This is a genomic window from Ochrobactrum sp. A-1, assembly GCF_022488005.1.
Lineage (GTDB): Bacteria > Pseudomonadota > Alphaproteobacteria > Rhizobiales > Rhizobiaceae > Brucella.
The window spans coordinates 1285213-1298050 of the sequence record NZ_JAKVQC010000004.1; the positions used below are offsets into that span (position 1 = coordinate 1285213).

A 12838-nucleotide genomic window follows, 5' to 3' on the forward strand; every position below is an offset into this window, starting at 1 on the left:
CTTCAACATTTCCGCGTGGTTCCATGAGCGACATCGTCAATCTCAGGCAGTTTAAAAAGCAGAAAGCCCGCGCTGAAAAAGAAAAGCGGGCTGACCAGAACCGCATTCAATTCGGTCGAACGAAGACTGAAAAGGCCTTCGCCCGTACGGAAGCAACGAAAGTGGAACGTTTTCTGGATCAGAACCGTCTGGAAAAGAACGATAAGCCGGACGAGACAAAGTGAACTCGTCCGGGCGGTTACGCAAACATTCCGTCAGTATTCGCGGACACGCGACCAGCTACACGCTTGAAGACCCATTTTTCGAACTGATTGAGGAGATTGCTGCCGAGCGGGAGTTGTCCGTGGCGGCTCTGATCGCCGAAATCGACAGCAAGCGTGACAGGTCAATCAATCTGTCTTCCGCGCTCAGGCTCCACGTTCTCGACTGGCTTAAGTCCAGAATAACTCAAGGCTGAGGTGCTGGTAGCGCAGGTGTCGGTTCCAGACTTTTCAGGAATTCATTCAGGGATTGACCGCCCTCTGGCGATACCAGGGGATCTTTCGATCCACCAGCCGGCCCGCCTTGGGGTTTCTCTGCCTCAAGCCGTTGGGCTTCCTCAGCAGTTTTCCGAGCCACTTCGCGCGCACTGGCCTCGGCGCGTCGTCTCGCCTCGTCCTCACGCTGCGAACGATCACGTTCCGCTTCATCCGCTTCGAAAAGCCCAAGCTGACGACGAAGACGCTGCTTTTCCATCAGGCTCGCCTGCATGGATTCAACACGTTCCTGTTCCCGTTCAAGCGCACGCTGGGTCAGGAACTGAACGAGCGGCTGCTTGTCGAATGACATCTGGGGCTCGCTGTAGCTACCACCCAGCGAGAAGGCTACCTGCGGCGAGATGCCAGTATCGGCGCCATCCCCGTTCTGGAATGTCAAAGTACCGTTTCCGCCAATTCCAAGTGTCGACAGATCGAATTGCAGATCGCTGAGAAGAGCAGCACTTCCATCGCTCAGATTTGCCGCAGCCATACGCGCGACACCGCCGCTGATCGTAAAGTCAAACCGCGCATTACCGGGTGCAAATGTGCCTTGCCCGGTTGCCTTATCGGCAATGGCGGCAAATTGTTTGGAAGCGAGCTTGTCAGGACCGGAAGACTGGTCGCCCGTGGCATCGGCTGCCGCGATCATTGCAGGCAATGCCGTCCCATCCAGACCATTGACGGTAAAATTCTCCACATCAAAACTTGCAGTTCCGGCTAATGACCCGACCAGTGCCGTAACGCTCTCACCACTGCCATTCAGATTAACAGCAGCCTTCACGACACCGCCAAGCGGTGCAATACCACTCTCGAGCTGGTAAAAATCCTTGAGGTTTGCGCCACTCCATTTCAGCTCTGTCGAGAGGATAGCGTTCTTGTCGCTGTTGCTCAGAGACACGTTGCCAATGAGATATCCACCCGCCCAGTTGCCGGTCAATTCATTCAACTGGAGCCCGTCCATGGTCTTCACAAGCCGTGCGGCAAAGTCCGTGGCCGTTCCAAATCCATCCATGTGAGCCTGCGCCACGCTGAGTTTCATGTCCAACAGCAGCGGCAGTGACGGGCGGACCGCGAATGCTCCGCGTGGCCAGATTGACTTCGCAGTGGGCTTTGCCGGCTCGAATGCATCTTGCCCCAGCATGATCGCTGCAAGGCTAGCGACCTCAAGCGTCGCGAGCTTTGCCTCCCCCTTCAACTGCGGCAGACCGCTATCGGCAAAATTGGCCTCCAGCCGTGCGGAAACATCTTCTCCATCCAGCTTTCCGGCGAGATTGGGGAACCGCAAGATACCCTTTGCAAACTGAAAATCGCTGGCAAGGTCTGCCGAAAGCCCTTCACCAAATCCGGGCAGTGCGAAACCCGCCGTTGCGATGAACGGTTGCAGATCGGCGGACTTCAGTTGGGCCTTGCCGCTGGCAGCGACATCCCCTCCGATCAACGAAATCACACCATCTGCCACAGCCGACCCGTCAGGTGCCGTGAGCTTGAGCAATGTCCGCATGCCTGCACTCGGCGCACCCTGCATGCTCAGATCGGCAGTGAGCTCACCAGCAAGCCCAAGCGGCAAGGCGGGCAAGCCGATCAATGCGAGTACCGCCTCGCCTTGATCCGATGTTGCCGTGCCGTTCAATTGCATCTGTAACGGCTCGCTCTCACCCTCGCCGCCGCTCGCCGTGCCCGAAAGGTCCAACTTCATGCCGCCTGTTTTTCCGGTAACGCTGAACGAAAATTCGCCGACACCTGGAGCGGTTTTGGTATTTGTCTCGACAGGCCGTGCACCCTTGCCCTTGGATGCCGTACCTTTTGAAGGCACCTTGTCGGCTTGTGGCACGGACGGCGCCACCGCGTTGGCAATGACATTAATTTCGCTATCCTCGAACAACCCTGGAAAATTCGCCGCACGGATCGAGAGTGCATGAAACAGCGGGAGCTGCGGATAGCGATTGGCCATCAACGAGAAGAAACGCGAAAGGTCGCCGGAAAGGATCGTCGCATCGAGCGAGCCGGAAGGCGTATTGGCAAAAGGCTCATAAGTGCCTGTTGCGGTCAGCGTCGTGCCCGCTACATCACCGACCAGCAGCCGGTCGAAATCGAAGCGCCCGTCATGCAGCCGAATCGCCATATCGACATTGCCCGCTTCCATGTCCTGATAGCGGACGGGCCCTGCCTTGAATGCCAGGTTCAGCGACTGACCGTCGAGAAAACCCAGCCCGTCACCACTGGAGAAAAAGGCTGTAAAGGCTTGTAGCGCTTCGCTTTCAACCGCGCCGCCATTGAGGGCTAGCGTGATCGCTGGCTGCGCCAGCCCATTCACTTCGCGAACAAACGAGCCTTTGAGTGTTGTCTTCCCCAACGCAATTTCGAGATTATCGATCCGCTGCATTCCGTCACGAAGATCGACCTGTCCTGAAAAACCCGCGCCTTCGAGCTTGCGCACGGAATCGTCAACGGTCTCGTTGAGCCAGCTTGCCAGACCGGACGGCTGACGTGAGGCAACGAGCATATCGCCCCTGAAGCCGAAATCCTTGCCAACCGAGAGCGTGCCCTTGGCTTCTACCTTGGTTCGTCCCGGAAGGTCGGCAGCGAACTGACGAATATTCCAGTTCTTTCCGTCCGGTTCCGCGCTCACTGTGACCGAGCGTATCGTTGTGCCGCCCGCGATGACGGCAGGAAGACGCAAATCCACATTGCCGGGTATGGTCGGAATGGGCAGTTGCTCGAGAACGCGGCGTGCTATCGTAATACGATCAGCCGCCGGCATTGCGGAACCGGATTGTTCTTCGCTGGTGGCTTCATTCGGCCCCCAGAAAAGCTGCTGTCCATCGGCGCTGACCTCGAAACGCGGCTTGTCGCCATAATCGATAAATGCCTTGCCGTTCACTACATAAGGATTGTCGGCAGGTCCCTGCTCCATCCGGAATTCGCTGGCATCGAAGCGATTGCGATCCGCCTTGAATTTACCGGTTACTCGCACACCACTGAAGAAGGGCGCTTCCGTCGGCGTTTTCTGATCCTTAGTCGTCTTGGCAACCATATCGGAAGAGCGAAGCGAAAAATCACCGGCATAATCGAGCCGACCGTCAGTTACGGTCACATCGCCATCCGTCTCGAAAGCAGCTGGGATAGCATCCGGCGAGATTCGAGCGCGTACACGTAGCGACCCGTCCGGCTTCGCCTCGCCGCTCGAAAGATCGATCGCCAGCCTTTCGCCCTGAAGAACGAGACTTCCGTTTGCTTGCCACGGACCTGCAAGACTGTTTGCCGAGATCACAGCATTGAGTTCGGTAGCTGTATGACTGCGACCGCTTGCCTGTTCGCGAAGGGTAATCGTTCCGTCCTTGACGGAAAGCCGTTCCAGCTTGATTTTCGTCGGATCGAGCGGCGTCGATGGGCGGATTGCCCAATCAACCTTGCCGCTTTTGTCGAGAGAAATTGTAGCCCGAGGACGATCCACGCGCATATCGAAAATCAGAAGCTGGCCGCGCAGAAACGGCATCAGTTCGGCATCCATCGAAAACGTATCGACAGTCATCACCGGATGAGTTGCATCGGCCCCAACACGCACATCAGAGAACGCGACGGAAGGAAACGGCAAAAGCCGCGCACTGACGTCACCGGCGACCTTGACGGGACGGCCCAGAACACGGCTCGCCTCGCGCTCGAAATCGGCACGATAGCCGCTCCAGTCAACAAAAGGCGGCACAACAAGTGCTGCCGTCAACAGCAGCACGAGAAGCCCGCCGACGATGACGAATATGCGGCCCAAGAACCAGCTCCGGTCAAACAGATTGCAAGTTAGCGCGAAACAAAGAGTGAATCACGCTGTCTTTATCTGCGCAACATAACGGCATCGATCCGGCGACAACAAGGCAAATTGCATCGCAGCCACATCGATATGCACGCCTGCCTGAATCAAACTCTTGGCAAACCCGTCCAAACGGCTGATTTGAATCACGAAATCAGTATTTTGCCCGGATTCATGATGCTGTCGGGATCGAGTGCGTTCTTGATGGCCCGCATGTAATCCGTGGCTTCACCCAGCTCCATGGCCAGATACTTCATCTTGCCCTGCCCGATGCCATGTTCACCGGTGCAGGTTCCCTCCATTGCAATGGCGCGTTTGGCCAGCCGATCCATGAAAGCTTCGGCACGCTCCATCTCGCTGGCATCTCCTGTATCAAGGAGCAGGAGAAGGTGAAAATTACCATCCCCCACATGCCCGACAATCGGAGCTATAAGGCCTGTTTCGGCAAGGTCTTTTTCCGTCTCGCCGATGCAATCGGCCAGACGCGAAATCGGCACGCAGACATCGGTGGAAACGCCCTTGCAACCGGGCCTCAGCAGGAAGGACGCAAGATAGGCGTCGTGACGCGCGCGCCAAAGCCGGTCACGTTCCTCAGCATCGTGGGTCCACCGGAATTCGCCGCCGCCATTGCCCGCAGCAATTTCTCCAAACAATTCCGCCTGTTCGGCAACGCCACTTTCCGTGCCGTGGAACTCGACGAACAGATAAGGCTGTGCCTCGTAAGGCAGTTTGGAATGGAGGATCAGCGCCTGCATCTGAAGCGTGTTCACAAGCTCGATACGCGCAACGGGAATGCCCATCTGAATCGTTTCGATCACCGTACGGCAAGCCGAATCCACATCCGGGAAAGGACAGATACCGCCGGAAATCGCCTGCGGAATTCCCTGCAGTTTCAACGTCAGTTCAGTGATGATGCCAAGCGTTCCCTCGGCTCCGACAAGCAGCCTCGTAAGATCATAACCCGCGGCCGTCTTTTTCACGCGCTTGGAAGTTTCGATCAATCGTCCATCGGGCATCACGGCTTTCAGCGCCAGCACATTCTCGCGCATGGTCCCATAACGCACTGCATTTGTACCGGACGCACGGGTGGAAGCCATGCCGCCCAGCGTGGCATTGGCACCCGGATCAATCGGAAAGAACAGTCCCGTATCGCGCAGATATTCATTCAGTTCCCGGCGCGTAATGCCCGGTTCCACCACGCAATCCAGATCTTCTGCGTGCACGGCAATCACCCTGTTCATGCGCGTGAGGTCAAGAGAGACACCACCAGCGGGCGCATTCACCTGCCCTTCGAGCGACGAACCGGAGCCGAAGGCGATAACCGGAACGCGGTGTTCGGCGCAGATACGCACAACATCCTGCACCTCCTGCGCAGTCTCCGCAAAGATGACGATGTCCGGCGCCTGTGTCGGCACATAGGTCGTCGTGTGGCCGTGCTGCTCGCGGATAGCCTGGCCGGTCTGCGCACGCTCACCGAAACGCTGCTTGAGAATACCCACGGCTGCTGCAATACCGTTCTCATTGCGTGCAAGCGCGACAACATTTTCAAGCGACATCGTTCATTCTCCGAAATTCATATTCAAACAGCAGGCAACGCCAATGCGACAGGGTCTTGTCCAAGGTGTTCGGCGACAGCCCGGATAACCAGATTATGGTCCTCGCGCTGCGGCAGCCCCGATACGATTACGGCGCCGATCACGCCGGCCCCGGAAACACGGATCGGAAATCCGCCACCCGCGAGCGCGTAATCTTCCACATTCAATGCTTTATGGGGAGCAAACATGCGATCGTCGCGATTCTGTTCCAGAACAAGACGATAGGTCGAAGCATGAAAGCGGCGCACGACATTGAACTTGCGGCGCAACCACTCCTGATTGTCCACAGTGCTTCCGGCGGTCGTCGCATAAAATAATTGCCGGTCCCACAGGGAAATTTCGGTGGCAATACCTAGCTTTTCCTTCACGGCGATATCGCGAATGCGCGCGCCCACCGCAAATGCGCCGTTCTCGTCAAATGACGGAAAAATAAGCGCCTGTTCCTGCCGGATGATCTGCGCGATCGCCTGTTTGCTGTCGTCGCCCTGTGCCATTTTCTGCATTCCCCCGATGAGCCGCACGAAATCTGTGCGTTCCTTGTGCGCCTTCGATCACGTGATTGCAATAAGGGTTGTCCGCCATCAAACTTGATTGATCGAACACAAGCGGCTAGTGGAGCCTTATGGTTCAGAACCCCAATATAGATGTGCCTTTGAAAGGCGATCAAATACCGGAATTTGTCGAAACCGCCGTGTTCAAGCGCGACGTGTTCTCGGAAACCCATGCCGGCTACTTCGTAGGCGATCCCGATACCCGTATCATCCGTCGCGTCGTAAGCGCTGCTCCCTGGTGGTCGAAGCCGCTGGCATGGATATTGGCCCGGCGCGAAATCCGCGGCCTCAAGACGGTACGCGGCATTGAAGGTGTCCCGCAACTGATCGCCACCGACAAGGACGGGCTGTATCGATCCTGGACCGAAGGCACACCGCTGCATCTTGCGCGTCCTTCCGATCCGAAATGGTATCGCACCGCGCACCGCATCCTGCGCGATATGCGCCGTCTTGGTGTCACCCACAATGACCTCGCCAAACCACAAAACTGGCTGATGACGCCCGAAGGTGAAGCTGCAGTCATCGATTTCCAGCTTGCAAGCGTGCATCGCCGTCGTGGCGCCCTCTATCGCCTGATGGCTTATGAAGACTTCCGCCATCTCATCAAGCAGAAGCGCGCTTTTGCAAAGGACATGATGACACCAACGGAAAAGCGCATTCTGGCGCGCCGTTCCCTGCCGTCGCGCATCTGGCTGGCGACAGGCAAGAAAGTTTACAACTTCATCACGCGCGGCATTTTCAGCTGGTCGGACGGCGAAGGCACCGGTGACCGGATCGACAATGAAGGTCCTGCTATTCAGGCTGCCCTCAAATCCGATCCGCGTGTCTCGGATGTAGCTCTCGCGCTTTATTCGCTGCCAGCCAAGGGCGTCGGCATCTACGCCTTCGTGGAAACGCTAAGTGCCGACGAAAAAAGCCTGCGCGCAAGACTCAAGGGCCAGAAGGTTGAACTGATCCAGCCGGTTGCCCATCTGCCACGGCGCGCTGACGGATCCATCCGGGACGACATTCTGCGGCTGATCGCGATGAACCAGATGACGGAACTCGACGATCTGTTGCAGCGCGAACCGGAACTGCGTGGACTGGTTGAAGCACTGGCCTCGCATCGCCTGAACTTTACGGATCGTCGCGTCACTCAATTAGAGTAGTCGAATATTTTAACCCTTTCGCTGGTCTTTCAGCCACGAATCATTACATTCGGGTCAAATGTCTGACTTTCCCGACGATATGCCGTTTTTCGGCGATGACGACGCTCCGGCAGGCCGCACGCCTGCTCCCGGTGGCATTGCCGCACGTGCCATGGCAGCACGCAACCAGCAGCGTGGCGAACCCGATTACCTGAAAGGGCTGAACCCGGAACAGCGTCAGGCTGTCCTGACGACAGAGGGTCCTGTTCTGGTACTTGCCGGTGCGGGGACGGGAAAAACGCGCGTTCTGACAACGCGTATCGCACATATTCTGACCACCGGCCTTGCCTATCCGAGCCAGATTCTCGCCGTGACTTTCACGAACAAGGCCGCGCGCGAAATGAAAGAGCGCATAGGTCATCTGGTTGGAGGTGCGGTCGAAGGCATGCCATGGCTTGGCACGTTCCACTCGATCGGTGTCAAGCTTTTGCGCCGTCATGCGGAACTTGCAAATCTGACATCGGATTTCACGATCCTCGATACCGATGACGTGATCCGCCTCATCAAGCAGCTCATTCAGGCTGAAGGCCTTGATGACAAGCGCTGGCCTGCCCGCACCTTCGCCAACATGATCGACGGCTGGAAGAACAAGGGATTCGGGCCGTCCGATATTCCCGAAGGCGATGCGCGCTCGTTCGGCAACGGTCGCGGACGCGAGCTTTATCAGGCCTATCAGGAGCGCCTGCGGACATTGAACGCCTGCGATTTCGGCGATCTTCTGCTGCATCCGATCCGTATCTTCCGCAATCATCCGGATATCCTGCGCGAATATCACGCGAAGTTCCGCTACATTCTGGTGGACGAATATCAGGATACGAATACGGCGCAATATTTGTGGCTGCGTCTGCTGGCACAGCGACCAAAATCACGAACGACAGCGCCAACGCAGGCCGGAGGCTCGCCAGTACAGCCCGCTAGGGCGTCCGAAGGCCCCCGCAGAGCCGATGAGCGCAGCGAATTCGGCGTGAGCGGGGATAAGGTCAATCTATGTTGCGTCGGCGACGACGATCAGTCGATCTACGGCTGGCGCGGAGCGGAAGTGGACAATATTCTTCGCTTCGAAAAGGATTTTCCGGGCGCAGTCGTCATCAAGCTTGAGCGCAACTACCGCTCCACGGCACATATCCTCGGCGCAGCCGCCCACCTGATCGCACATAATGAAGGCCGTCTCGGCAAAACACTGTTTACCGAAGCGCCCAATCCGGACGATCCGAAGGTAAAAGTTCATGCAGCATGGGATTCCGAAGAGGAAGCCCGCGCTGTCGGCGAAGCCATAGAGCAGGCCCAGCGTCAAGGGCACCTCCTCAACAACATGGCGATCCTCGTCCGCGCTTCCTTCCAGATGCGCGAGTTCGAAGATCGCTTTGTCACGCTCGGCCTCAACTATCGCGTCATCGGCGGCCCACGCTTCTACGAGCGGCTCGAAATACGTGATGCGATGGCCTATCTGCGCGTCGTGGCACAACCGGCCGACGATCTGGCGCTGGAGCGCATCATCAACACGCCGAAGCGTGGTCTGGGCGAAGCCGCGATCCGCCAGATTCACGACTATGCCCGCGCGCACGATATTTCCATGTTCGCTGCTGCCTGCGATCTCATTGAAACCGAGGAATTGAAGCCAAAGCCACGCTCCGCACTGCGCGAAGTGGTCGAAAACTTCCTGCGCTGGCAGTCCCTGATCGACAACACACCGCATACGGAACTGGCCGAAACCATTCTGGATGAATCCGGCTATACGGCCATGTGGCAGAATGACAAATCTGCGGAAGCGCCGGGCCGACTTGAAAACCTCAAGGAATTGATCCGTTCCATGGAGGAATATGAGAGCCTGCGTGGATTCCTTGAGCACGTCGCACTCGTCATGGATGCCGAGCAGAACGAGGATCTCGATGCCGTCAACATCATGACGCTGCATTCAGCCAAGGGTCTGGAGTTTGAAACCGTTTTCCTTCCCGGCTGGGAAGAAGGCTTGTTTCCGCACCAGCGCGCACTTGATGAAGGCGGACGTTCCGGCCTTGAGGAAGAGCGCCGTCTCGCCTATGTCGGCGTGACCCGCGCCAAGAAAAATCTGCATATCTGGTTCGTTTCCAACCGACGCATCCACGGCATGTGGCAATCGACCATTCCTTCCCGTTTTCTGGAAGAACTGCCGGAAGCACATGTGGAAGTGGCCGAACTGGAGGGCAATTACGGCGGTTATGGCGGCGGCTACGGACAGTCCCGCTTCGACAAGGCCGATCCGTTCCAGAATTCCTATTCGACGCCGGGCTGGCAGCGTGCACAGCAGAACCGATCCGATGCCACACGCAACAACTGGGGTTCTCGTTCGGGCAGCAAAGTGGAACGCATCGGCTATGGCGAGACCGATTCCGGCTTTGGTGCCGGGCGCGGCTCCGTGAAGGGACGCACGATTGACGGTGAACTGGTGGCCAAGTCAGTGGCTGACAAGCCATCGGCCTTCAAGCCCGGCGATCGCGTGTTCCATATCAAGTTCGGAAATGGCACGATCTCGCTTATCGATGGCAACAAGCTGACCATCGATTTCGACAAGGCCGGACAGAAGCGCGTTCTCGACAGCTTCGTCCAGCCTATCTAAATTCCATCTTGAATCAGAGATTGGCAGCTGGACTATTCCGGCTTGCCCTTCGCCCAAGTGACATCACCCTTGTAAAGCGGCACGGTTGAAAGCGATGTTTTCGCTGAACCGTCCTGAACCTGTGTCGCATGAGCAAGATAAAGCAACGTATTATTTGTCTTGTCATAAATGCGGGTGATGACAAGCTTCTTCCAGATCAGACTGGTACGCTCGGAGAAAACCCGTTCTCCACCCTTGCCGAGATTGATATCACCGATTGTGATCGGCCCTGTCTGCTCGCATGAGATGGACGCATTGGACGGGTCCTCAAACCAATTGCCTTTCTGCAGCCGATCGATCATGCCGCGCGAAAACGACGCCAGATGGCAGGTTACGCCCTGCACTTTCGGGTCCTGCACCGCATCGATGACGATATCGTTTCCAAGCCAGTCGACGCCAACCTTGCCAACTTCTTCCGCCGGCGCCGCCGAAGCAGCAACGACCAGCATGGGAGCAAGCAAAAACCAGGCAAAACGCTTCAGTCCGACCATATCTTCCAGCCTCCAGAACTGTTGTGATGCGAAGGTGGGTGAACAATTACGGCTTTGCAAGAGCAGAAATCAGCTGCTCCACTTTTCAAGAAATGCTTCGATTTCGAGCATCTGAATGTCCGGTACTGCTTCATAGAGCTTTTCCACCGGCCAGTTCCACCATTCGAGTTCAAGCAGCCGTTCTATGATGGCATTATCGAAGCGTTTGCGGATGAACCGGGCGGGAACACCACCGACCACATGATAGGGTGGCACGTCCTTCGTTACGACCGCATTCGCGCCAATCACAGCACCATGACCGATCTGGATGCCCGGTGTGATAACCGCACCATGGCCGATCCATACATCGTTGCCGATGACCACACGCTGTTCCTGACGCCTTGCCCGGAACTCTCCATCAACGCCCAGATAGCGAAAATACTCATTCGGCCGATAGCTGACTTTATGAGTCGTCAGCCGTTCCATCGGGTGTTCGAGAGCATTGATGCGAACATTCGCGGCAATAGAACAGAACTTGCCGATTTCGGCGTAGATCCCCTCACCGTTACGCTCGAAATAGGTGAAGTCGCCGACCGTGACTTCACGAAGAATCACGCGCTCACCGATGTCGGCATACCGCCCCAGCTTGACGGATTTCAACTGAGCCGTGGAATGAATGCGCGGTTCGCTGTTCTGGAAACGAAGATCACCGGACGACGTCATTGCAAATTCACCCCAAGCTTCCCTGCAGCACAGTCAGCTCTGGAACGAACTGCCTAAGCCGCTTCCTGCGCACTATCTTCCTCGCCGGAAAGATAATCCTTGATAACATTCGGCAGAACATCGTCAAACTTCGCAATGAGGGTCTGGTGAATTTTGGCACGGAACGCGGGATCGAAACGCTCAAACCCCTGCACACAGCCGAAGGGTGCTGATCCCGTTTCGATTGCTTGCAGTTCTTCCGCCCAATGCTTCTCCTGGACGAAATCCAGATAAGCCAGTTCTCTTGCCGGGCGAACGGAGGCTTTGTGCCGCAAGATCTCCAGATGATTGGCGAGAGCAACGGTATTGAACTGTTCGATATCGCGATATCGGAAACTGACCTGCTTATTCAGAACGTCGGGCTTCTCCGCGAAGAAAGTCGCCAGCGTGCTGCGCCGCAGCGGATGGGGGTGATGATGGATCGACATAAAGCGATCCTTCGTGCCAGCGGCAACGGCGCCCTTCCATTGCGCCATGCGGAATTTCGGAAACGTATATTCGTATCGCGATACCTTGCCGAGCAATCGGCGCAGCTTGTATTTCCAGCGGGTGTTTTCGGGTCTTACCCAGTCACCATGGAGAACAGGACGTTCGTTCTCATAAAGATCGGAAATTGTCAGCGGAGCATTCACGAAGAAATCGTCGTTGGAATAGATGAAATGTTCCGACAGGCCCGGTATCCGCCACATCGCGCCTTCGATAGCACGGGCGTTGAACGAAGGACGGGCAGCGGGCAGACCTTTAAAAATGTCATCATGTGACACGATCTGGATAAAGGACGCGTCGCACTTGCTCTCCTGCTTGAACGCATCGAGGAACCGTGGCTTCTGATGATCGGTGATGATGAAAATACGCTTGATGAACGGCGCGAATTTGATGACGGAAGCGATGTTGTAATAAATCTCGCCATTATCGAGATAGCGTTCGCTGGTTACGGCTTCAAAATGCGTGCGAGCGGAATCGGGAGCGAACTGTTTTCTGGCAGCCATATGCGCCGGGTCCTGCCCATCGACCCAGGCAATGATATAATCGATTTCCACTATGTCACTCACAAGAAATTGCGGTTTTATGACGGAAATATATCAGTTTAGCTGACCTTGCAAAAAGAAAGAATGGAGAAGCTGTTCAACTTTGGTCATGTCTGAACGACTCTGGCTCCACAAGCTATGAGGAGCCATTTTCACCGCGCGACAAATCGTCAAAAATTTCAGAAATTATTGAAAATTGAGCAGATGGCAGTACATTACCGACACGCTCTTCGTGATGGCAGGATGCGGCTATATCGACCGTTCTGCAGCGCATAAAGAAAAGATAG

General features: G+C 56.3%; 10 protein-coding genes. 4 read left to right on the forward strand and 6 right to left on the reverse strand.

Annotation, left to right across the window (positions count from 1 at the left end; translation table 11 throughout):
* Nucleotides 1-23 precede the first annotated feature (23 nt).
* Both MKS82_RS15760 and MKS82_RS15765 read left to right on the forward strand, forming a co-directional pair.
* Nucleotides 24-224: a DUF4169 family protein gene (locus MKS82_RS15760; RefSeq protein WP_109989063.1), complete on the forward strand. Its 201-nt coding sequence runs from the start codon at nucleotides 24-26 to the stop codon at nucleotides 222-224.
* Nucleotides 221-457 carry a ribbon-helix-helix domain-containing protein gene (locus MKS82_RS15765; RefSeq protein ID WP_109989062.1) on the forward strand — a complete coding sequence of 79 codons (237 nt, stop codon included), beginning with the start codon at nucleotides 221-223 and terminating at the stop codon, nucleotides 455-457. Before MKS82_RS15760 ends, MKS82_RS15765 begins: the two co-directional genes overlap by 4 nt.
* Here MKS82_RS15765 and MKS82_RS15770 read toward each other — a convergent pair.
* The 3 genes from MKS82_RS15770 to MKS82_RS15780 form a co-directional block, all read right to left on the reverse strand.
* Nucleotides 448-4284, reverse strand: coding sequence for an AsmA family protein (locus MKS82_RS15770; protein ID WP_109989061.1), 3837 nt, complete (start codon nucleotides 4282-4284; stop codon nucleotides 448-450). The genes MKS82_RS15765 and MKS82_RS15770 overlap by 10 nt on opposite strands.
* Before the next feature lie 185 nt (nucleotides 4285-4469).
* Nucleotides 4470-5879 carry an FAD-binding oxidoreductase gene (locus MKS82_RS15775; RefSeq protein ID WP_109989060.1) on the reverse strand — a complete coding sequence of 470 codons (1410 nt, stop codon included), beginning with the start codon at nucleotides 5877-5879 and terminating at the stop codon, nucleotides 4470-4472.
* 23 nt (nucleotides 5880-5902) lie between these two features.
* Nucleotides 5903-6412, reverse strand: coding sequence for a heme-degrading domain-containing protein (locus tag MKS82_RS15780; protein ID WP_109989059.1), 510 nt, complete (start codon nucleotides 6410-6412; stop codon nucleotides 5903-5905).
* A gap of 128 nt (nucleotides 6413-6540) precedes the next feature.
* Between MKS82_RS15780 and MKS82_RS15785 the strand changes: the two genes are divergently transcribed.
* The gene (locus MKS82_RS15785; RefSeq protein WP_109989058.1) at nucleotides 6541-7617 is read left to right on the forward strand and encodes a serine/threonine protein kinase; all 1077 of its coding nucleotides are present in this window, start codon (nucleotides 6541-6543) and stop codon (nucleotides 7615-7617) included.
* Between the two features lie 58 nt (nucleotides 7618-7675).
* Nucleotides 7676-10252: an ATP-dependent helicase gene (locus MKS82_RS15790; RefSeq protein WP_109989057.1), complete on the forward strand. Its 2577-nt coding sequence runs from the start codon at nucleotides 7676-7678 to the stop codon at nucleotides 10250-10252.
* A gap of 32 nt (nucleotides 10253-10284) precedes the next feature.
* On the opposite strand, the gene MKS82_RS15795 is transcribed toward MKS82_RS15790, so the two are convergent.
* The 3 genes from MKS82_RS15795 to MKS82_RS15805 all read right to left on the reverse strand — a co-directional run bounded on the left by MKS82_RS15795 (nucleotide 10285) and on the right by MKS82_RS15805 (nucleotide 12575).
* Nucleotides 10285-10782: a CreA family protein gene (locus MKS82_RS15795; protein ID WP_109989056.1), complete on the reverse strand. Its 498-nt coding sequence runs from the start codon at nucleotides 10780-10782 to the stop codon at nucleotides 10285-10287.
* A gap of 69 nt (nucleotides 10783-10851) precedes the next feature.
* Nucleotides 10852-11484 (reverse strand): DapH/DapD/GlmU-related protein, encoded by a 633-nt coding sequence (locus MKS82_RS15800; protein ID WP_109989055.1) that lies wholly within the window; start codon nucleotides 11482-11484, stop codon nucleotides 10852-10854.
* Nucleotides 11485-11537: 53 nt separating this feature from the next.
* Entirely contained in the window at nucleotides 11538-12575 is a 1038-nt protein-coding gene (locus MKS82_RS15805; protein ID WP_240579001.1) for a hypothetical protein, read from the reverse strand.
* Nucleotides 12576-12838 lie beyond the last annotated feature (263 nt).